Origin of the sequence: Burkholderia gladioli (genome assembly GCF_000959725.1) — a bacterium.
GTDB lineage: Bacteria > Pseudomonadota > Gammaproteobacteria > Burkholderiales > Burkholderiaceae > Burkholderia > Burkholderia gladioli.
In genome coordinates this window covers 4615123-4636757 of sequence record NZ_CP009323.1, presented here as the reverse complement: position 1 = coordinate 4636757, position 21635 = coordinate 4615123, and the positions used below count along the sequence as shown (strand labels likewise).

Here is a 21635-nt window from a genome sequence, read left to right as displayed (position 1 = left end):
GTAACCAGCGACCGCGTTCCCAAGATGTCGAACGCCGGCTCGAATGTGTCAACCCTGACACATTGTATCCGGGCCGAAATCCGACGCACATCATCCGGTTGAACTTCCTGTTTAGCCTTGAAACTCCTCAACGGAGGTTTCGAATGGCGTTTCAACCAGAACAGACGGGTCCTAACGGCAGGTCACTGCCATTGCGCCATGCGATGACGGCATCCAGGTTCGCCAATGCATTGCGTGCGAGTTTTTCCGATGCCGCAGCGAAGGAAGACCGGGCAGCGCATCTGGCGCGCGAACAGGTTGGCGCAGCGGCAGCGCGACGAAAGGCGAGGTCAACATGGTGGCCATTTCTGGCTATCACTTCATTCTTCATCTCCAGCGTAGCGTCGGCGGACGATGGTGCGGGCAGCGACCCGTCCGGCTTCACGCTGCTGAGCAACGCGACGAACGTCACGCATTGGGGTCTCGGTGCGGGTGCGGAAGTGCAGACAATGCCATACAAACACTATGGCGCCAATGTCGCACCGATTCCGCTAATCTATTTCGACGACAAATGGGTGAACGTTGTTGGCACGACGGTCGACCTGAAGGTAGGCCAGTGGGATAGCGTCTCTATCGCACTGCGTGGACGGGTGGGAATTCTCGAAGGGTACAAACAATCGGACGCGCCTGTCCTTAACGGCATGCAAAATCGCGATTCGGTCGCATTCTGGTACGGACCTACGCTTGCATGGGATAGCGCGCTCGGGACGCTCTCAAGCAGCTATCTCTTCGGCGGAAACAAGGGACGACAGGCCAGTCTCGACTTCAGAAAAGAAATTCAGGCGGCCAGGTGGACGGTGGTGCCGCATATGACCGTCGAATGGCTAAGTGGCGATTACGTCGACTACTACTATGGTGTAACGCCTTCGGAAATGCGGCCTGGACGCCCGGCGTATAAAGGTTCCAGTGCTTCGAAGGTTTCGATCGGCACACGCGTGGCGTATCAGCTCACAGAGCACCAGTCGGTAGGTGTCGACATCAGCGTTGCGCATCTGGGTGGAGGCATTACTGATAGCCCGCTGGTAGGTCGGCGGTTCGTTACCGGTGCGACGCTCGGCTACGTCTATCAGTTCAGGTGAGTGAGCCCGCCCGAAGCAGGTGTGCGGCGATCAAACCATCCGATGTTCGACCATTGGCACAGCCGTCGCCACAGCTACCTTTATATCTTCTTTTGCGCTGCTGCTGCAGCAGGAGGCCCGTCGTTTAATGGCGATGCAGGCACAGCCTTCTTTTTTTAAAAATCCATAAATTACAGGAATCCTATGTTAGGCAGGAGACTGTTTGACCTGTCGTGTGTTACCATCGCAGCCCTTCTGCTTACAGCGTGCGGACCAAGACAATCTGTCCCGCCGCAACAGACGCCCGAAGTAGGCGTCGTCACAGTCCGGCCGACTACCGTACCTGTCGTCACTGAATTGCCGGGCCGTACCAGTGCTTTCCTTATCGCGCAAGTGCGCGCGCGGGTGGACGGCATCGTGCTGCGCCGCGAATTCACCGAAGGCGGCCAGGTCAAGGCTGGCCAGCGCCTGTACAAGATCGATCCGGCGCCGTACATCGCCACGCTGAACAACGCGAAGGCGACGCTCGCCAAGGCGCAGGCCAACCTCGCGTCCACCGCGGCGCAGGCAAGCCGCTTCAAGGTGCTGGTTGCCGCCAATGCGGTCAGCAAGCAGGACTACGACAACGCGGTCGCCTCGGAAGGCCAGGCCGCCGCCGACGTCGCCGCGGGCAAGGCCGCGGTCGAGACGGCGCAGATCAACCTGGGCTATACCGACGTGACCTCGCCCGTGACGGGCCAGATCGGCGTGTCGCAAGTCACGCCGGGCGCTTATGTGCAGGCGAGCGCCGCGACCCTGCTCGCCACCGTACAGCAACTCGATCCGGTCTACGTCGACCTGACGCAGTCGAGCCTCGAAGGTCTGAAGTTGCGTCGCCAGATGCAGGAAGGGCGTCTCAAGACGAACGGCCCAGACGCCGCGAAGGTTTCGCTCATTCTCGAAGACGGCCGTACGTATTCCGAAAAGGGCAAGCTGCAGTTCACCGACGTGACGGTCGACCAGAGCACCGGTTCGGTCACGGTCCGCGCGATCTTCCAGAACAAGGACAAGGTGCTGCTGCCGGGCATGTTCGTGCGCGCGAAGATCGAGGAAGGCGTGAACGAGAACGCGCTCGTCGTGCCGCAAGTGGGCATCACGCACGACCAGAAGGGTCAGCCGACCGCGCTCGTCGTCGGCGACGACAACAAGGTCGTATTGCGTCAGCTCGTCACCTCGGGCACGTACGGTTCGAACTGGGTGGTCGAGAGCGGCCTGAAGGCCGGCGACCGCGTGATCGTGCAGGGCACCGACAAGGCGAAACCCGGCATGCAGGTCAAGACCGTTGCCGCGCAACTTCCCGCTACGCCCGCCTCCGGCGCAGCCGCTCAAGGGGCGCCAGCCGCCAGCGGCAGCGCCCAGACGGCTCAACCTGCCTCCGCTGCATCGGGCGCGTAATAACAGGGAGCCCGCCACATGGCAAAGTTCTTCATTGATCGCCCGATTTTTGCATGGGTGATCGCCATCATCTTGATGCTCGCGGGTATCGCGTCGGTGTTTACGTTGCCGATCGCGCAATACCCGACCATCGCGCCGCCGGCCGTGCAGATCAGCGCAACGTATCCGGGCGCTTCGGCGAAGACGGTGGAAAACACCGTCACGCAGGTGATCGAGCAGCAGATGAGTGGTCTCGACCACTTGCTGTACCTGTCGTCCACGTCGGACGACTCGGGTACCGCAACCATCACGCTGACGTTCGCGGCCGGCACCAATCCCGACATCGCCCAGGTGCAGGTGCAGAACAAGCTGCAGCTCGCCACGCCGCTCCTGCCGCAAGCCGTGCAGCAACTGGGCACCAAGGTCACGAAGTCGAGCAGCAGCTTCCTGCTGGTCATGGCGTTCGTGTCCGAAGACGGCAGCATGGCGAACATCGATCTCACCAATTACGTCGCATCGCATGTCCAGGACCCAATCAGCCGCATAGATGGAGTCGGAACGACTACCTTGTTCGGGGCCCAGTACGCCATGCGGATCTGGCTGAATCCAGAGAAGCTCATGAGCTTTGCACTGACACCCGTCGACGTCACGACCGCTCTTGAAGAGCAGAACGTGCAAGTGGCGGGGGGGCAGCTTGGCGGAACGCCAGCAGTTTCCGGGCAGATGTTACAAGCCACCGTCACAGAGGCGACCCTGCTGCGTACGCCGCAGGAGTTCGGCAACATTTTACTGAAGGTAAGCAAGGACGGTTCGCAGGTGCGCGTCAGGGACGTTGCACGTGTGGAGCTGGGCGGCGAAACGTACAATCTGGAAACCATGTACAACGGCCGCCCCACGGCAGGCGTGGGTATACAGCTCACGAGCGGCGCAAACGCCCTTGAGACAGCAAATCAGGTGCGTCAGAAGATCGACGAGCTGTCGAAGTACTTCCCGCACGGCCTCGTCGTGAAGTATCCGTACGACACCACGCCGTTCGTGCGTCTGTCTATCGAGGAAGTGGTCAAGACGCTGCTCGAGGGCATCGTGCTCGTGTTCCTCGTGATGTATCTGTTCCTGCAGAACCTGCGGGCCACGCTGATCCCGACGATCGCCGTGCCGGTGGTGCTGTTGGGCACGTTCGCGGTCATGAGCATAGTGGGCTTTTCGATCAACACGTTGTCCATGTTCGGGCTCGTGCTGGCAATCGGCCTGCTGGTGGACGACGCGATCGTGGTGGTGGAAAACGTCGAGCGGGTGATGGCGGAGGAGGGCCTATCCCCTCGCGAAGCCACGCGCAAGGCGATGGACCAGATTACCGGCGCGCTCGTCGGCGTGGCGCTCGTGCTGTCGGCGGTGTTCGTGCCGGTGGCGTTCTCGGGCGGTTCGGTCGGCGCTATTTACCGGCAATTCTCGCTGACCATCGTGGCGGCCATGGTGCTGTCGGTGCTGGTCGCGTTGGTTCTGACGCCGGCTTTGTGCGCGACGATTCTCAAGCCGATTCCGCAAGGTCATCACGAAGAGAAGAAGGGTTTCTTCGGCTGGTTCAACCGGAACTTCAACAAGAGCCGCGACAAGTATCACTCGGGCGTGCACCACGTGATCAAGCGCTCGGGCCGCTGGCTCATCATCTACATGGTGGTGATCTTCGCGGTCGGCCTGCTGTTCGTGCGGCTGCCCAAATCGTTTCTGCCGGAAGAGGATCAAGGCAGCTTCTTCGTGCTAGTCCAGACCCCGTCCGGGTCGACCCAGCAGAGGACCGCAAGAGTGCTCTCTAACATTTCCGATTACCTGCTTGATAATGAGAAAGCGATTGTCGAATCGGTCTTCACGGTTAACGGCTTCAGTTTCGCCGGTAGTTCCCAGAATTCGGGGATGATCTTTGTGCGCCTGAAGGATTACTCCCGAAGGCGAGGCGCAGAGCAGGGTGTGCAGGCCATAGGAGAGCGCTTGTATGGGCGCTACATGAACTTCAATGACGCGATGGTCATACCGGTGAACCCGCCGTCCATCCCCGAGCTCGGCACGGCCGGGGGCTTGGGCTTCGAGCTGCAGGACCGCGCGGGTGTCGGCCACGAAAGGCTGATGCAAGCGCGCAACATGCTGCTCGGCATGGCCGCGCAGGATCCGACGCTGGCGCAGGTGCGCCCGAACGGCCTGAACGATACGCCGCAGTTCAAGGTGAACATCGACCACGAAAAGGCCTCGGCACTCGGCGTATCGCTGTCCGCAATCGACCAGACGTTCTCGATCGCGTGGGCGTCGCAGTACGTGAACAACTTCCTCGATACCGACGGCCGTATCAAGAAGGTGTACCTGCAGGGCGATGCACCGTTCCGTATGACGCCGGAAGACCTGAACACCTGGTACGTGCGTAACACGGCAGGCGGCATGGTGCCGTTCTCGTCGTTCGCAAGCGGCCAGTGGACCTATGGTTCGCCGAAGCTCGAGCGTTACAACGGTATTTCCGCAGTAGAAATCCAGGGCGCGGCGGCGCCGGGCAAGTCGACCGGTCAGGCAATGACGGCGATGGAAGCACTCGTGGCGAAGTTGCCGGCGGGTGTCGGCTACGAATGGACGGGCCTGTCGTTGCAGGAACGCCAGTCCGGTTCGCAGGCGCCCATCCTGTACGGCATCTCGATCCTCGTCGTGTTCCTGTGTCTCGCGGCGTTGTATGAAAGCTGGTCGATCCCGTTCTCGGTGATCATGGTGGTGCCGCTCGGCGTGATCGGCGCATTGCTGGCCGCTACGCTGCGCGGGCTCGAGAACGACGTGTTCTTCCAGGTCGGTCTCCTGACCACGGTGGGCTTGTCGGCGAAGAACGCGATTCTGATCGTCGAATTCGCGCGCGAGTTGCAACAGAGTGAAGGAATGGGCCCGGTCGAGGCCGCGCTGGAAGCAGCGCGTCTGCGGTTGCGTCCGATTCTGATGACCTCGCTCGCGTTCATTCTCGGCGTGATGCCGCTCGCGATCAGTAACGGCGCCGGCTCGGCCAGCCAGCACGCAATCGGTACGGGCGTGATCGGCGGCATGTTGACGGCCACCTTCCTCGCGATTTTTATGATCCCGATGTTCTTCGTCGTGATCCGCGCGAAATTCGGCGGTGAGAAGGAAGACCCGGATGAGGCGCTCGCACACTACAACCAGCACCATCCGCATGACGGCCAGGGCGGCGCTTCGGCCGGGTCGACGGATGAAGGCTCGGGCAAGGACGGACATTGAGATGCAAAAACACTCTCTGATTGCAGTGGCGGTCGCGCTGTTCGCCGCGGGGTGCACGATGGCGCCGAAGTACGAACGCCCCGCCGCGCCGGTGACGAGCACGTTCCCGACCGGCGGCGTGTACGCCATGCAGCCGGGCGCGACGCAGCCTGGCGGGGCCGGCGCGCGCAGCGCGAACGGCCTGGCGGCGGCCGACATCGGCTGGCGCGATTTCTTTATCGATCCGCGCATGCAGCAGTTGATCGACATCGCGCTGAAGAACAACCGCGATCTGCGCGTGACGGTGCTGAACATGCAGGCGTCGCAGGCGCAGTTCCGTATCGTTCGCGCAGGGCTGTTCCCGACGCTCGACGCCGCGGCATCGCAAGGCAAACAGCGGACGCCGAAAGATCTGTCGGTGTTCGGCAATACGATTTCGAATTCGTATTCGGTCGGCCTGAACGCATCGTGGGAAATCGACTTCTTCGGGCGGGTTCAAAGCCTGAAGGACCAGGCGTTGGCTCAGTACCTGGCCACGGCTCAAGCGCGCAAGGCGGCTGAAATCGCGTTGGTCTCGCAGGTGGCGAATCAGTACCTGACGGTGCTCGAACTCGACGATCTGCTGAAGGTCACGCAAGGTACGCTGAAGACCGCGCAGGAGTCGTTTCGCATCACGAAGCTGCAGTTCGACAACGGCACCGGCTCCGAACTCGACGTTCGCCAGGCGCAGACCGTGGTCGAGCAGGCAGAGGCGAACCTGCAAGCGCAGGCGCGTCTGCGGGCACAGGCGGAAAACGCGCTGGTGCTGCTGGTCGGCGAGCCGTTGCCTGCCGGCCTCGCGCCGGGCCTCACTTTGAACGACCAGAATCTGCTCACGGATATTCCGGTGGGTCTGCCGTCCGATCTGCTGACGCGTCGTCCCGATATCATGGAGGCCGAAGAGAATCTGCTTGCGGCCAACGCGAATATCGGCGCCGCGCGCGCGGCCTTCTTCCCGAAGGTTTCGCTCACGGGCAGCTTTGGCACGCTGAGCCCGACGCTCGGCGGCTTGTTCAAGCCGGGTTCGGCAGCGTGGAGTTTCGCGCCGTCGATCACGCTGCCAATTTTCGAGGGCGGTCAGAACATGGCCAACCTCGATCTCTCGAATATCCAGAAGAACGTCCAGATCGCCACGTACGAAAAGGCGATCCAGACGGCCTTCCGCGAGGTAGCAGACGCGCTAGCCGCGCGCGGCACATACGATCAGCAGATCCAGTCCCTCGAGCGCAACGCGTTTGCGGAACAGCGCCGGCTGGATCTGTCGGATCTGCGCTATACGAACGGGGTCGACAGTTACCTGGCGGTGCTGACCGCGCAGACCGCTTTGTATTCGGCGCAGCAGTCGTTGATTACTGCGCGCATGGAGCGTCTGCAGAACCTGGTGACGTTGTACCAGGCGCTCGGCGGCGGCTGGATCGAGCATAGCGGCGATCAGCTGCGCGAGGCCGATGCCACTGATCCCGTGGTGCCTTGCGGAACGTCGGCGTTTCAGACGTGTTGAGGCGGAAGTACAGGCCGACGCCCGCCAGCAATGCACTGGCGGGAAACGGAACGCTCCATCCCCACGACAGCAGCGACTCGGCGGCAAGCCCGGTGCTGTGAAGAGAAAGGCGAGGTTGGCCATCAGTGTGCCGGCGGCCACGTCGATCTGCACCCACGAGCCGTACGGTCCGCGCTTGGCCGCGAGCGGATGTTCGACAGCCATCAGCATGGCGCCCCCCATTCGCCGCCGAGCGCCAGTCCCTGGATGGTGCGCAGCGTCAGCAGCAGAACAGGCGCCCAGATACCGATTGCCGCATAGTTGGGCAGCGGTCAGATGCAGAAGGTCGCACAGCCCATCAACAGGAGCGAAACCAGCAGCATCGATTTACAGCCGAGCCGGTCGCCGAAGTGACCGAACAACGCAACGCCGACGATGCGCGCAAGATACGCGGACGCGAACGTGCCAAACGCGAGCAGATGCCGATGAGCGGGACGAAACCCGGAAAGAACACCTTGTTCAACACGAGCGCGGATGTCGTCGCGAACACAAATAGGTCGTACCATTCGACCGTCGTGCCGATCACGCTGGCACGGCGATCTTCGTCATCTCGTTGGGAGCGGCATCGTCTGCGACGGGCGATGCGGCAGGGCGGACGGTACTCATGGTCTTCTCCGGACAGTGTAGCGTTGACGGGGGATGCCGCGTGGGGAGCACGGCGTTCCCCGTCTTTATCCGGAGCCAAAAACGACAAGTAAAAGTCTGATTCCTAACTCAGTGTATTAATGGCGTTGATGATTCAGGTGCGACGCGCGAGATGAATACCGGCGAGCATGCAACGCACCGAGCCGCCTGCCAGTTCGATAGTCGGCACGTCGAGCGGTAGCAGCTGCGCGGAGCGCTCGATCAGCCTGCGCTGCCGCTGTGTGAGGCTATCGAGTGCGCGCCGCGAGAGTGCCAGCACCCGAGCGTCGCACCCCGTGAGCTCCAGCGCATTGCCAGCGAAATTGGCAATCTGCGCGGTATCGAGTGGGATGACCGTGCGGCCGGTTTCTACCAGGCGCCGAAGAATCTGCTCGCGGCGGCCGGCGTCGCTGATCAGATCGAAGCCAACGAGCGCGAAGTCCGTCGCGACGCTCATCATTACGTTGGAGTGATAGATGGGATCACCGTTGGCGTCGGCGGTATCGAAACACATTGGTTCGAAGTTGAAATGCGTGCAGAAGCGTTCGAGTGCGATGGGATCGGCGCGTCGCGAGCGGGCCGTGTACGCGATGCGCGCCACGTGATCGAGCACCATCGAGCCCGTACCTTCGAGAAAGATGCCATCGTGTTCAAGGCCCGAATAATCGACGACATCCTGCACCCGATACTCGGTCTTGAGCATGTCGATCACATCAGTGCGTCGCTCACGTCTGCGGTTATGGCAGTACATCGGATATAGCGCGACATGGCCGCCCGGATGCGTCGAGAACCAGTTGTTGGGAAAGACAGAGTCGGGCGTGCCCTTGTCTCCGGGGTCATCGAATACATGCACGCGCACGCCCGCGTCTGACAGGAGTTGCGCGGCCGCCGTTACTTCGTTGCGCGCGGTCTCGGCCAGAGCTTGCGCATCGGTATCATCATGGCTCGTGGGCGGGCGTTGAAAGGCGTTGTCCCCCGCGGTCTCGGGGTTCGGTGTGAAGCGGTGAGGCCGTACCATCACGACGGCCGACGGGGCCTGTATCGACAAGCGGTTCATAGATGAAAGCAGGATGCGGTTGATCGATGAAACGTTGTGAGTCAATGCGCCAGTTCGATCGCTGCGAACTCCAAAGCAGACTCGTTTGACGCACCTATCAGTGCAAAGAGGTTCTTCGGATCAGCGGCAGGGGGGATCAGCGAGATATCCGTTCCGGCGCCATATTGAACGGCGAGGGCATGGAGATAGCGCAGGGCGGCGTAATCCTCGAGCGCAAAGCCGACGGAATCGAAGATGGTGACTTGCGATGCGCTTTCCCGGCCTGCGACTTCCCCTTTGAGCAAGCGCCAGAATTCGACGACGGGAAAATCGACGGGCATCTGCTGGATATCGCCTTCGATGCGCGTTTGCGGCTCGTACTCGACGAACACGCGGCCCATGCGCAGCACGTCGGCATGCAACTCGGTCTTGCCGGGGCAATCGCCGCCCACTGCGTTCAGATGCATGCCGGGTTCGATCATGTCAGGGGTAACGATCGTCGCGTAGGTCTTGTCGGCGGTTACCGTCGTCACGATGTCGGCGCCGCGTACGGCCTCGGCAATGGATGCTGCACGCATGACCCGAAGGGCAGGCCATGCACGCAGATTGTGAAGCAGCTTGTCCGTTGCGTGCGCATCGACATCGAACACGCGGATTTCGTCGATGCCGAGTTGCGTGTGAAAGGCGATTGCCTGGAATTCGCTTTGCGCGCCGTTGCCGATCAGCGCCAATGTTCTTGAGTCAGGACGTGCAAGCGCCTGGGCGGCGAGCACCGAGGTCGCAGCCGTACGCAACGCGGTAGTTAGCGTGAGTTCGGCAAGCAGCAAAGGGTAACCAGTATCGACATTGGCGAGTGCGCCGAAGGCCATAACCGTGTGAATGCCGCGTTGCGCGTTGACGGGATGACCGTTGACGTACTTGAAGGCGAACAGCTTCGCATCGGCTACAGGCATCAGTTCGATCACGCCGTCGCGCGAATGGCACGCGACACGCGGTGATTTGTCGAATTCCGCCCATCGAAGAAAGTCGGCGCGCAAAGTGCCGACCAGTTCGTTGATAAAGCGCGGCACGCCGACGGTCGCAATGAGGCGGCTTGTGGCGGGAACGTCGAGGAAGCGGGTCATGGTTTTGTCTCCGGTGAAGTCTTGCGGCTTCGATATGCCGCCCGATAGAGACATTATTTCCAACCGCGAAGCCAACAGAAAGATGGCAAAGCTGACAAAATTGCTGGTGTTTCTGGCATTCTGGTAACTGTGGATAGCATTTGGTTCGGTTCCCGCTGTCCAGACGGGTGCTGGAGCCGTATCGTCAACCTCCGCTCAATGCATTCGAGGTATTTACGTGATCAATCTTGACGACGTCGATCGTCAACTCATCGCGCTATTGCGTGATGACGCGCGTGCGTCAGTCGTTACGCTGGCGAAGCAATTAAGAGTCGCTCGCGCCACCGTGCAAAACCGGCTGACCCGGCTGGAACAGAATGGTGTGATCGTGGGTTACACGGTGCGACTCAAGCAGGTGGCAGAAAAGCATCGGATACGTGCGCTAATGTCAATTGCCGTGCACGGCAACCGTGCCGCTGAAGTGATCAAGGTCCTGCGTGGGCATCCGAGCGTGGCTACTATCCACAGCACCAATGGGCGTTGGGACTTGATCGCAGAACTCCACGCCGATTCGCTGGAGAATTTCGATCGGGTGCTCGGGGCGATCCGCCTGATAGATGGCATTGCGAACACTGAAACCAGCATTCTGCTGTCGACGCATAAGGCGTAAGGGAGTTCGGGCCAACCGTGGTCGACGCATCGGGTTGTGGGCCGGGCTGTTGCTAGCTTGCGAGCGTCAGAAACGCGACACCTGTAAATAGCCAGAACACGACTGCCGCTGTCGGATGAATAGTCCTGTTCCGGGCATGAGCTGCTCGCTGAGACTGCGCGATGGGTAACATAGTCTTACACGCGACTGGCTGTGCGCAGTGCTGCGAGCGTAGGTGGGAGGATAGGAAGCTGTTTGGCATAGCTTCGTTCACGCTTCGGGACCGGCGGAGCAGGTGCGCTTCCAGTAGCTTCCTTAATGTCTCCCGTTCCAGTGCGCTCCACGGACATAGGCTGCGTTACTGGTAGCTCTGGCCTTAGGCAGTCGTGGCCATATGGCCGGAAAGACTCGCATTTACCAAGGGTTTTTTCGCGCGGAAGCGGTGTGGCGACCGCGCTGGTTCGATCTGCGAAAGACGGCGCGACTCCGGAGAGCCGATCTCGAAGCGTAGCGAACTTAGTGACTCAATAAAGCGAGGTGGGCGCTCACTGGGCAGAAAAGCGGGCGTCGCAGTTGCGGCGAAGACGGATCAGCGTCGCGTCACAGAATTGAAACGCCTACCGTCAGTATCTGCAAAACAAGTCAAGTTGAAGGCAGCCGACGGCCTTCCGGCTCTTCACAAAATTGGTTCTAAGTGTTTGTTCCTTGCTTCACATAAGTCGTCGACGCACGCTGTATCAGCACGGGTTCAGCAGTTCGAACCATGTGAGGCACGTCGTGCGCGTTCGATGCCAGTTTGATAAGGAGTTCAATGCTCTGCTCGGCCATCTCCGCAGTGGGTATCGCGACCGTAGTTAGAGCTGGCCGTGATTGGCTCGCCAACTCGATATCAGTTATGCCAACAATGGAAAGATCCTCGGGCACATTCAACCCTAGCGAAGCAGCGGCGTTCAGGGCACCTAGTGCGGGCAGATCGTTTGAAACGAATAGCGCCGTGAGGTCGGGGCGGCGTGTGAGCAGCTCGATAGCTGCGTCGTAACCACCTTGATACGAGTCTTTGCCGAAATGCGCATCGGCGAGGACGTGCTTGACCTTCCTCGCCCTTAGCGCTTCCCGGAATCCCTGATAGCGACCGCCGTGAATTCCATTTTTCTTGCTCGCAACGAGTGCACCGATCCTTCGATGTCCAAGGTCGATCAAATGCTCTGCAGCGACGAAACCCGCCTTGGGTGAATCGAAGACCACACACGGGATGCCGGGATACACATCGGGGTGCTCCCAGACCGATATCACCACTGGTGTTCCAGATGCCTGAATGACCTTGAGTTCTTCGATGCGGAGCTCGCCGTTATTTGCCACCAAAATGCCATCGGACAGAGATCCCGCAACGTCGGCCAGAAAGCTGGTGCCGCCGTCCGGCTCATAATCTGTATTGCATACCAGCAAGAATCGCCCATGTCGACGTGCAGCATTATTAGCCTGCAAGGTGAATTCTGGGTAAAACGGATTGGTGATGCAGCCGACCATCAGCGCGAGTGTCGGCGCGCGACGCTCGACGAGGGCGCGCGCATTCAGGTTAGGCCGATACCCTTTGGCGGCGACCGCCTTCAACACTCTCTCGCGGGTGGCCTCTCCGACACGGCCTCGCTCGCGGAGCACATTAGACACCGTCGTCGGCGTGACGCCAGCGAGCTCAGCGACTTCCTTGATCGTAGCCATCAGGCTTTCCCGCTTACCCATTCATTATCCCTAGGTGCCCATGAGGAACCGCTTGCACTGCGTCAGTCATTATCACCTAGCCTATATGTTATCAACATAGCGGGAGGAATTCCGGGAAGACCCTTGATCAAAAAGGCTTGCCAAGTTGTCCGAGCACTGCTAACTTGCAGGACATATACACGTTGTCGGAGTCACCTACGCGGCCTCACGCCGTTTTTTTTCGGTGCGCTGATTTAACGTTAAACCAAAACTGGAGACGTTGGTGGCAGCCATATCCTTGCGACGCATCTCAAAGCAATTTGTCGGTAGTGCGCCCGTGCTGCGCGACGTCAATCTTGAGATCGAGCACGACGAATTCTGTGTGTTCCTTGGCCCATCGGGCTGCGGAAAATCCACCTTGCTTCGCATCATTGCGGGGCTGGAAGATCCTAGTCATGGTGAAATTTCCATTGGTGGTCATATTGTCAACGAGGTACCTCCGGCAAAGCGCGGCGTTGCAATGGTGTTCCAGAGCTACGCGCTGTTTCCACACATGACCGTCGCGGAAAACATGAGCTTTGGGCTCAAGCTAGGCGGACTGCCTGCGAAGGAGCGCCTTCGCAAGGTTGCGGAAGCTGCGCGGATTCTTCAGTTAGAGCCGCTGCTGGATCGCAAACCGGCGGCGCTGTCCGGCGGCCAGCGACAGCGCGTTGCGATCGGACGGGCTATCGTCCGCGAGCCAGGGGTTTTTCTCTTCGATGAGCCTCTCTCCAATCTTGATGCGACGCTGCGCGGCCAGACGCGTGTGGAAATCGCGCGCATTCATCGACGCTTCAGTGCATCGAGCACGGTCTACGTGACCCACGATCAGGTGGAAGCGATGACGTTGGCCGACAAAATCGTGTTGCTCAACGTGAGCCGTGACGCCTCCGATTCGAGCAGCATTGCGCAGGTCGGCGCACCCATGGACCTCTATTTACGCCCGAACAGCCGTTTTGTCGCAGGCTTTATCGGTACGCCGCAGATGAATTTCTTGCCGGCCACCGTCCGGCACGCGACGGATTCAGACGTCATCATTACGTTGAACGGCTCCGGGGAACAAATTCTCATAACCGGCGTCCGGAGAAGCGTAGCCGCTGGGGAGCAGGTGACGCTTGGTGTGCGTCCTGAGCATATTTCCGTCAATGGGATAGATGGACAACACCATGATGCGAGGCCGCGGTCAGCTGTCACGCGCTGTGTAACGCTTGTTGAGCGACTGGGTGAGCAAACCTTTGTGCATTGCAGTGAACAGGATGGGACCAGCATCCTTGCCAAGGTGCAGGGGGATGCGTCAGTCAGGCCGGGCGAACTGATCAAATTAGCATTCGATCCGGCATCCAGTCATTTATTTACAGAAGACGGATTCGCCGTTTGAGCGGACGCGTAATTTCAGGAGACGACAATGAAGAAAAGGTTGCTTTTTTCCCTGCTTTTCGCGGCGTTGACCATGGCGGTACAGGTTCAGGCCGGCGAGTTGACCATCAATCTCGCGTTCAAGGGCGCCAATCAGCGTGCCTTCTGGGACGCCACGATCGCACAGTTCGAGAAGGCGAATCCGGATATCAAGGTGAGAGCGTCGTTTATCGAGGAGGAGGCATATAAGGTCCAGCTGCCCGGCTGGTTGATCTCACAGGCACCCGATATCATCAAGTGGCATGAAGGCGAGCGGATGCGCTATTACGCGCAGCGGGGATTGCTGGAGGACGTCTCAGCAGACTGGCAAAGGAACGGCTGGAATACCAGCTTTGCGTCCTTGGAGGATCCGTCGTCTTTTGCGGGCAAGCAGTATGCGTTACCGACTGACTACTTCTCGTGGGGACTGTTCTATAGAAAGGATCTGTTCGAGAAAGCGGGTATCAAGAGCGATCCGAAAACATGGGACGAGTTTCTCGACGACTGCAAGAAACTGAAGGCAGCAGGTTTCACGCCCATTGCAGTCGGAGGTCGTGATTCGTGGACGCTCGCAGCGTGGTTCGACTATATCGACCTGCGTCTGAATGGCTACGCGTTCCACATGCAGCTTATGGACGGCAAGATTCCCTACACCGACGATCGCGTCAAGAAGGTCTATGCTGCGTGGAAAAGCCTCATTGACAACAGATACTTCGTTGATAACGCACTGTCCTATACTCTCGATTCTGCGCAACCTTTACTGATACAAGGGCAGGCCGCGATGATGTTGATGGGCACGTTTATCTCCGCCGGTTTGCCCAGCGCAGTCAAGTCGAAAATGGGTTATTTCCAGTTTCCTGTCATCGACCCGAAGCAACCCATTGCAGAAGACGGCTCCGCCGACTGCCTGAATATTCCGGCTCGAGCGAAGAACAAGGCCGACGCGCGACGCTTCCTTGCATTCATGGCGAAGCCCGAAATCGATGGGGCGCTTGCCAAAGCGTTTGGGTCACTTCCCGCAAACAATCAGGCTGCCGTTCCAGACGACCCGTTTGCAAAGAAAGGCTTTGAGATCCTTTCCAACACGAAGGGTGGCATTGCCCAGTTTTACGACCGCGATATGAACAAGGAGATGGCGGACGAGGGGATGAAAGGAATGCAGCGTTTTGTAAATGATCCGTCTACGCTTAGTGAGGTGCTGGCGCACCTCGAAGCGACACGCGCACGCATCTACAAGCAATAACACGGTCCGTGGTCGCTTGCCCTGACACAAGCTCACGTCGGGTCAAGCCTTCGGAATCCACAAGCGCGACCTGCGCGCCTTACCGAGCCGTACCATGTCCTCATCTATCGTTGCGTCTCCGCTCGCACAGCGCCGCCGCCGCGCAGCCGCTCTTTTTTTGACGCCTGCGTGTTTGATGTTCCTGATCTATGTGATCTACCCGATCATTCGCAGTCTTGTCTTGAGTTTTTACGCCTGGGACGGCGTCGGACCGAGCACTTTCGTCGGGCTCGACAATTACCGTGAACTACTGCATTCCGATACGTTTTACACCGCGCTAAAGAACAACGTGATCTGGCTCGTTCTGCTTCTCCTCGCGCCGCCGATTGGACTTCTCCTCGCCTTGTATCTAAATCAGAGTGTTCGCGGGATGCGGATCGTCAAGTCGCTATTCTTCACTCCGTTCGTCGTGTCGGGCGTGGTTATCGGCCTCGTCTTTAGCTGGTTCTATGATCCGGCTTTCGGTTTGCTAAAACTGATTGTGGGTCACGGCATCCCCATACTCGGTAGCGAGCATGAGGCCACGTTTGGCATCATTGTCGCTGCGCTCTGGGTGCAGGTGCCGTTCTGCATGATCCTGTTTCTGACCAATCTCACGAGCATCAATCCGGAAGTGATTGAAGCGGGTCGCCTGGAAGGCGCGCAGGGATTGTCCTTGCTGTGGCACGTCGTTCTGCCGCAACTGCGACCCGCCACGTTTATGGCCGTCACATTGACCGTAATTGGCGCGTTGCGCAGCTTCGATTTGATCTCCGTGATGACAGCCGGCGGCCCGTTCGACAGTTCAACGGTACTCGCGTACTTCATGTACGACCAGGCGATCAAGTATTTTCGCTTTGGTTATTCGGCCTCGATTGCGGTTGTATTGTTCCTGATCATGCTCGTATTCATTGCCTATCAACTGCGCAGGTTACTGCGCGCTGACCGTTAATCTGCGAGGCTACTGTGTATCCGCTACCCGTTGCTCGCTGGAAGGCCGCGAATCGTGTCCTGTACAAGATCTCGCTGCCCGTTTCACTACTTATCTGGTTATTGCCCCTGCTTGCAGTCCTCGTGACCTCCGTACGGTCATCGGACGAACTCATGCAAGGAAACTATTGGGGTTGGCCGCATGATTTTGCGGCTTGGCACAACTATCGGACCGTGCTTGTGGACTCGCCCATGTTGCACTACGCATGGAATAGTTGCCTGATCACCTTTCCGTCGGTTCTTGGCGCGATCGTTCTGTCTGCGATGGCCGGTTTCGCACTCTCCACCTATCAGTTTAAGAGCAACGCAGCCGTGCTCGCCGCGTTCGTCGCGGGGAATTTCGTGCCCATCCAGATTTTGATGATTCCCGTTCGTGATTTGACGTTGCAGCTGGGTTTGTTCAACACCGTTGGTGGTCTGATCCTCTTTCACCTGTCGTTTCAGACCGGCTTTTGTACGCTGTTTCTGCGCAATTTTATTAAAGAGTTGCCATATGAACTCATCGAAGCGGGTCGCGTGGAAGGCGCGAACGAATGGCAACTGTTTTACAGGATCGTGCTTCCGCTGATTCGTCCCGCACTTGCAGCACTTGCAGTTCTGGTCTTTACGTTCGTCTGGAACGACTACTTCTGGGCACTCTGTCTGACCCAGGGTGACGATGCTGCTCCGCTCACTGTTGGTGTTGCGGCGCTCAAGGGGCAGTGGACCACTTCATGGAACCTCGTGTCCGCAGGCTCACTGCTCGCAGCCTTGCCTTCCGTGTCACTGTTTTTCACTATGCAACGGCATTTCGTCGCCGGTCTGACGTTCGGTGCGACCAAAGGTTGAGCGGTCCTTTACGCCGTTCTGCGAGGCAGTCGGCACATATCCCTATTTTCGGAAAACGTTTATGAAGGTTGGAGTTGATTATTATCCCGAGCACTGGGACCGCGAAATGTGGGAGGAAGATGCCGCTCGCATGCAAGCCGCAGGGATCACAATAGTGCGACTGGCGGAGTTCGCCTGGTCACGACTGGAACCGTCGGAGGGCCAGTTCGATTTTGCATGGCTCGACGATGCTATCGCTACACTTGGCAGAAAAGGCATTCAGATCGTGATCGGCACGCCTACGGCTACACCACCGAACTGGCTGGTGGCCAGATTTCCCGATGTGCTTCCGCTTGATAACAAGCGCCAGCCGGTCTATCCCGGCGTGCGTTTGCATCGTTGCTACAACAGTCCTTCCTTGCGCCGCTACACGGAGATCGTGGTCGAGAGGATGACTGTACATTATGCGAAGAATCCGCATGTGATCGGTTGGCAAACTGATAACGAAATGATTGGCAATGACAGCCATAGTGATGGGGCTATCAATGGCTTCCGGCTTTGGCTACAAAACAAATACGGTGATCTGAAGACGCTTAACCACGAATGGGGGACGGTAGTCTGGAGTGGCGAATATACCGAATGGTCGCAAGTAACCACGCCCCTCGGTGGATCACCGTATCTCAATCCTTCGTACCTGCTGGACTATCGCCGCTTCTGTTCGGATTCGGTTGCAGATTTCAATCGTTTTCAGGCGCGTATTATCCGCACGAATTGTCCGGGCCACTTTATTACGCATAACCTGTGGGGCTATCCGGTCGTCAACGACTATTATGATCTGTTCGAGAGCATGGACTTTGCGTCGGTGGACTACTATCCCAGCACTGATCTCGTGAATGACGGCAAATCCCGGATCTACCACGGTGCCTTGACACATGACCTTACTCGCGGAATAAAACAGCAAAACTTCTGGGTGATGGAACAGTTGAGTGGCACTCCTGGTTGCTGGCATCCGATGTCGCGGATGCCGTTTCCGGGTATGGTCCGCGCGTATGCGTGGCAGAGCGTCTCCCGTGGCGCGGACGCTGTGGTGCAATTTCGTTGGAGGACAGCGAGAATCGGCGCCGAACAGTTCTGGCACGGCCTTCACGACCACCACGGCAAGCCGGGACGTCGATTTGATGAGTTCCTCCAGTTCAGCGAAGAAGTGCGTCGATTGTCCCCGATTCTCGACGGCACTGCTGTTGTAAATGATGTCGCCATGCTGTTTTCCCATGAACAGTTGAACGCACTGACGATTCAACCGCAATCGGACGGATTCGAGTACCTTGCCAACTTCAAACAGATCCACCGGGCATTTGTCCGCCTTGGTATCGGCACTGATGTCATTAACTGGACTTCCGACTTCAGCAAGTACCGCCTTGTGGTTGCGCCATTTCTGTTTCTCGAGAATCCACAGGTTGTAGACAGGCTAACTCGTTACGTTAGGGCGGGGGGGACGGTCATCCTGACGACGCGCTCAGGTGTGAAGAACATGAAAAACGTCTGCCTCGCGTCAGAATTGCCCGGCGCGCTTAGCAACGTGACCGGCGTGGTCGTGGAGGAATATGATCCCGTCGGCCATGACGTCCAGTCGCTCATGCTGAACGATGCAGTTGAGGTGACATGCTCGCAGTGGTGCGACGTTCTTGTTCCTACGTCGGCACAAACGGTCGCCGCTTACTCGACGGACTTTTTTGCCGGACGCGCGGCGATCACACGGAATTCGTTTGGTCAGGGCACGGCGTACTACGTCGGAACAATCCTTGACGACGCGGGGAATAGGGCGTTGATTCTCGGCATCGCGAGGGCCGTCGGGCTTGACGTAGTGGAGAACCTGCCAGCGGGCGTTGAGATATCCGTGCGATCGGGCGAGGGTAGACGCCTCATGTTCATACTTAATCTGACAAAGGAAGCAACTACGATTCACCTCCGTATGGACGGCGCCGACAGTGTGCTTACTGGCCAGCGCGTGGCGCCATCATTTGTTCTTGAACCGATGGGCGTTGAGATTTTGGAAGTTCATTAGTCGACAGATGATTTGCGTAAGTCTGGTGGCCATCTCAGGCGTTAGACGGCCGGAGTAGCGTCTGCCAAAGGATGCATGAATGAGACCCGGAGTTAAACGGGCGAGTCTTTGAAACTACGACGAGGAGGACGTCGTAACGGGGAAGTTCTCCATTGTAACTAATTTAACGTTAAATCAAATCCGCTGTGCGCACGGATGTATTTCTTAGCTCGCACGTCAGCGGCTTGATCGTAATCATCGAAAGAGTAAGGAGACGAGATGAAATCGCTGCTGAAAGTGCAAATGCATTCCGGGCGGCCCCTCACCTGGGTCACGTCGGTCGCTGCGGCGGCAATGGTTGTTGCCTGCGGCGGAAACGTGTCGGATGGCAACACTGCGTCTGGCGGGAGTACTGATCCTGACACGGCTGCAGATCAAAAGGCTGCGGCGCTCGTCGCCCGGATGACACAGGACGAAAAAATCCAGCTCGTGCATGGTGTGGGGATCGAAAATCTGCCGCTGGGCGGGGCGAGTTACATCCCAGGGATTGCCCGACTGGGCATTCCGGGGGTAAGCAGCGTCGACTCCGCGAGCGGCCCGACTATTGCCGGAGCAACTGCACTTCCATCGACTCTGGCGCTAGCAGCCAGTTGGGATCTGCAATTGGCGTACGACTTTGGGGCGGGAATCGCGAAGGAGATTCGGGCACTTGGCTTCGGTGAAGGCCTGGGCGGAGGCGTAGATCTGGCGCGCGAGCCCCGAGACGGCCGAACCTTCGAATACATGGGTGAAGATCCCGTCCTTGCTGGAACGATGATCGCACAACGATCCCAGGGCACCCAATCGCAGAACGTCATTGCGACAATCAAGCACTATGCAATGAATGATCAGGAGACGAACCGGTTTTCCTCCAACTCGGAGGTCGACGAACGCACGATGCGCGAATTGCACTTGCTATCCTTCGAAATCGGCGTGAAAGAAGGTGCGCCAGGCAATATCATGTGCTCATACAACCACGTAAATGGTTTGCGCGCATGCGAAAACCCGTATCTGTTAACCGATGTATTAAAGAAGGATTGGGGGTTCAAGGGGGTAGTTCAATCCGACTGGTTCTTCGCTGTCTCGGACACCGCTCGAGCCGCAAATGCGGGGCTTGACGAAGAAGAGGCGGGATCGACAGATGACGCTGTTGGCACGATAGGGGTGCCCACTTATTTCAACCAGAAGCTCAAGGCGGCGGTGGCTAATGGTAGCGTGCCCCAGTCCCGCCTGGACGACATGGTTCAGCGCAAGATCCGCACCTATTACAGAGTGGGGCTGATGGACAACCCTCCGGCGAAAGGGGCGATCGATGCGGTAGCGGGAGACGCGCTGGCGCTTAGGACGTCAGAGCAGTCAATGGTATTGCTGAAGAATGGGACACCAGACGGAGGCACTTCTCAGGTATTACCTCTGTCCGCGGCTAGCGTGCACTCGATCGCAGTTATTGGCGGGCATGCCGACGCAGGGGTCATTTCTGGCGGCGGGTCGGCTAGTGGGCCGGGCCGTGCGGCGAATGCCGTCGCCTGTGCGAGCCCGTCATACAAAATCGGTAACCTTCAGGCGATTTCAGGCTGCGGGTACTGGTATCCGTCGGCGCCGCTTGCAGCGATTCGTGCGAAGGTGCCGAATGCGACGGTCACCTACCTTGACGGCAACGACACGACAGCGGCACTAAGTGCGGCTGCCAGCGCGGACGTGACGATCGTCTTTGCGACGCAGTGGGAAAGCGAGGACATGGATCTCAAGAGCCTGTCTCTACCCGATGCGGCTGCAGATCCGGCGAACCAGACCTACGATCAAAATGCGTTGATCGCAGCAGTCGGGGCTCGGGCAAAACGCGCGATCGTTGTGTTGGAGAGCGGGACTGCGGTGACGATGCCGTGGATCGATAAAGTCCACGGGGTTCTGGCCGCCTGGTATCCGGGATCGCAAGGCGGGTCTGCGATTGCAAACGTGCTGTTTGGCGACGTCAATCCGTCCGGGAAACTTCCCTTGACATTCCCCGTTGCCGACACTGATCTGCCGCAGAAGAGTATTTCGGCGACCGACTTGAATGTCGTGTATTCGGAAGGCCTGCAGATTGGATACAGATGGTTTGATGCGCAGCAGATCCAGCCGCTTTTTCCTTTCGGTTTCGGTCTGTCGTACACGACATACTCGTACTCTGGAATGCAGACGTCACTGGACAGCTCGGGCAACCTTACTGTCGCTTTCCGGCTGACAAATTCGGGGCAGCGTGCTGGCTCCGAGGTCGCTCAGGTCTATGCACAGTTGCCTTCGAACACTGGCGAGCCGCCGAAGCGCCTGGTCGGCTGGCAAAAGGTGTCGCTGGAAGCGGGGACTAGCCAGACTGTCACCATCGCAATTCCCGCAAGTCGCCTGAAGATTTGGGACGTTGCCAGCCACTCGTGGCTACTGCCGGCGGGAGGCTTTACCATCTACGTTGGAGGATCGTCTCGTGACAGCCAGGCGCTTGTCAGCCAGGTGAACGTGAACGGCAGCACAGCGCATTGACAGTTATCGCTCGAGACGCGACCTGGATCTTGTTGGGACCGTTTCGATATCCGGGTGAGTCGCGTTTTTTGAGCCGCAGGACTCAAATGTCGAGGCGCCTGCAGCGG

15 protein-coding genes are annotated in these 21635 nt (G+C 58.7%); 11 read left to right on the top strand and 4 right to left on the bottom strand.

Going from position 1 to position 21635, the window contains the following annotated elements; all coding sequences use genetic code 11:
- The first annotated feature begins 143 nt into the window (after positions 1-143).
- From BM43_RS39865 to BM43_RS37200, 4 genes are all read left to right on the top strand, one after another.
- Positions 144-1118 (top strand): MipA/OmpV family protein, encoded by a 975-nt coding sequence (locus BM43_RS39865; RefSeq protein ID WP_227742942.1) that lies wholly within the window; start codon positions 144-146, stop codon positions 1116-1118.
- A gap of 183 nt (positions 1119-1301) precedes the next feature.
- Positions 1302-2531, top strand: a complete 1230-nt coding sequence (locus BM43_RS37210; protein WP_042284790.1) for an efflux RND transporter periplasmic adaptor subunit — start codon at positions 1302-1304, stop codon at positions 2529-2531.
- Between the two features lie 18 nt (positions 2532-2549).
- A complete protein-coding gene (locus BM43_RS37205) occupies positions 2550-5768 on the top strand; it encodes an efflux RND transporter permease subunit (protein ID WP_036050439.1) in 3219 nt (1072 codons plus the stop codon).
- A 1-nt stretch (position 5769) separates the two neighbouring features.
- Entirely contained in the window at positions 5770-7287 is a 1518-nt protein-coding gene (locus BM43_RS37200; RefSeq protein WP_042284788.1) for an efflux transporter outer membrane subunit, read from the top strand.
- A 311-nt stretch (positions 7288-7598) separates the two neighbouring features.
- Here the strand turns inward: BM43_RS37200 and BM43_RS42050 are convergent, their stop codons facing one another.
- From BM43_RS42050 to BM43_RS37185, 3 genes are all read right to left on the bottom strand, one after another.
- On the bottom strand, positions 7599-7832 hold the full coding sequence (locus tag BM43_RS42050) for a hypothetical protein (RefSeq protein WP_198399534.1): 234 nt from the start codon (positions 7830-7832) through the stop codon (positions 7599-7601).
- Positions 7833-8065: 233 nt separating this feature from the next.
- Complete coding sequence (gene ctlX, locus BM43_RS37190) at positions 8066-9007, bottom strand: citrulline utilization hydrolase CtlX (RefSeq protein WP_036050442.1); 942 nt, start codon at positions 9005-9007, stop codon at positions 8066-8068.
- Between the two features lie 41 nt (positions 9008-9048).
- Entirely contained in the window at positions 9049-10110 is a 1062-nt protein-coding gene (locus BM43_RS37185; RefSeq protein ID WP_036050445.1) for an ornithine cyclodeaminase, read from the bottom strand.
- A 217-nt stretch (positions 10111-10327) separates the two neighbouring features.
- On the opposite strand from BM43_RS37185, the gene BM43_RS37180 reads away from it, so the two are divergent.
- A complete protein-coding gene (locus tag BM43_RS37180) occupies positions 10328-10759 on the top strand; it encodes an Lrp/AsnC family transcriptional regulator (protein WP_036050448.1) in 432 nt (143 codons plus the stop codon).
- 669 nt (positions 10760-11428) lie between these two features.
- Here BM43_RS37180 and BM43_RS39860 read toward each other — a convergent pair.
- Positions 11429-12457, bottom strand: a complete 1029-nt coding sequence (locus BM43_RS39860; RefSeq protein WP_036053190.1) for a LacI family DNA-binding transcriptional regulator — start codon at positions 12455-12457, stop codon at positions 11429-11431.
- 262 nt (positions 12458-12719) lie between these two features.
- Here BM43_RS39860 and BM43_RS37175 point away from each other — a divergent pair, with 262 nt between their 5' ends.
- The 6 genes from BM43_RS37175 (at position 12720) to BM43_RS37150 (ending at position 21528) form a co-directional block, all read left to right on the top strand.
- Positions 12720-13853 (top strand): ABC transporter ATP-binding protein, encoded by a 1134-nt coding sequence (locus tag BM43_RS37175; protein ID WP_036050451.1) that lies wholly within the window; start codon positions 12720-12722, stop codon positions 13851-13853.
- 27 nt (positions 13854-13880) lie between these two features.
- Positions 13881-15113 carry an ABC transporter substrate-binding protein gene (locus BM43_RS37170; RefSeq protein ID WP_036050454.1) on the top strand — a complete coding sequence of 411 codons (1233 nt, stop codon included), beginning with the start codon at positions 13881-13883 and terminating at the stop codon, positions 15111-15113.
- Positions 15114-15207: 94 nt separating this feature from the next.
- The gene (locus BM43_RS37165; RefSeq protein WP_036050457.1) at positions 15208-16083 is read left to right on the top strand and encodes a carbohydrate ABC transporter permease; all 876 of its coding nucleotides are present in this window, start codon (positions 15208-15210) and stop codon (positions 16081-16083) included.
- A 14-nt stretch (positions 16084-16097) separates the two neighbouring features.
- Positions 16098-16949, top strand: a complete 852-nt coding sequence (locus BM43_RS37160) for a carbohydrate ABC transporter permease (protein ID WP_036050461.1) — start codon at positions 16098-16100, stop codon at positions 16947-16949.
- 61 nt (positions 16950-17010) lie between these two features.
- Positions 17011-18993 (top strand): beta-galactosidase, encoded by a 1983-nt coding sequence (locus BM43_RS37155; RefSeq protein ID WP_036050464.1) that lies wholly within the window; start codon positions 17011-17013, stop codon positions 18991-18993.
- A 258-nt stretch (positions 18994-19251) separates the two neighbouring features.
- On the top strand, positions 19252-21528 hold the full coding sequence (locus BM43_RS37150; protein ID WP_375371861.1) for a beta-glucosidase family protein: 2277 nt from the start codon (positions 19252-19254) through the stop codon (positions 21526-21528).
- Positions 21529-21635: the final 107 nt, after the last annotated feature.

Bases quoted from the DNA above. Each gene is read 5' to 3' on its own strand.
- BM43_RS39865 (WP_227742942.1), top strand. From the start codon at position 144: ATGGCGTTTCAACCAGAACAGACGGGTCCTAACGGCAGGTCACTGCCA.
- BM43_RS37210 (WP_042284790.1), top strand. From the start codon at position 1,302: ATGTTAGGCAGGAGACTGTTTGACCTGTCGTGTGTTACCATCGCAGCC.
- BM43_RS37205 (WP_036050439.1), top strand. From the start codon at position 2,550: ATGGCAAAGTTCTTCATTGATCGCCCGATTTTTGCATGGGTGATCGCC.
- BM43_RS37200 (WP_042284788.1), top strand. From the start codon at position 5,770: ATGCAAAAACACTCTCTGATTGCAGTGGCGGTCGCGCTGTTCGCCGCG.
- BM43_RS42050 (WP_198399534.1), bottom strand. From the start codon at position 7,832: ATGGTACGACCTATTTGTGTTCGCGACGACATCCGCGCTCGTGTTGAA.
- ctlX (WP_036050442.1), bottom strand. From the start codon at position 9,007: ATGAACCGCTTGTCGATACAGGCCCCGTCGGCCGTCGTGATGGTACGG.
- BM43_RS37185 (WP_036050445.1), bottom strand. From the start codon at position 10,110: ATGACCCGCTTCCTCGACGTTCCCGCCACAAGCCGCCTCATTGCGACC.
- BM43_RS39860 (WP_036053190.1), bottom strand. From the start codon at position 12,457: ATGGCTACGATCAAGGAAGTCGCTGAGCTCGCTGGCGTCACGCCGACG.
- BM43_RS37170 (WP_036050454.1), top strand. From the start codon at position 13,881: ATGAAGAAAAGGTTGCTTTTTTCCCTGCTTTTCGCGGCGTTGACCATG.
- BM43_RS37165 (WP_036050457.1), top strand. From the start codon at position 15,208: ATGTCCTCATCTATCGTTGCGTCTCCGCTCGCACAGCGCCGCCGCCGC.
- BM43_RS37155 (WP_036050464.1), top strand. From the start codon at position 17,011: ATGAAGGTTGGAGTTGATTATTATCCCGAGCACTGGGACCGCGAAATG.
- BM43_RS37150 (WP_375371861.1), top strand. From the start codon at position 19,252: ATGAAATCGCTGCTGAAAGTGCAAATGCATTCCGGGCGGCCCCTCACC.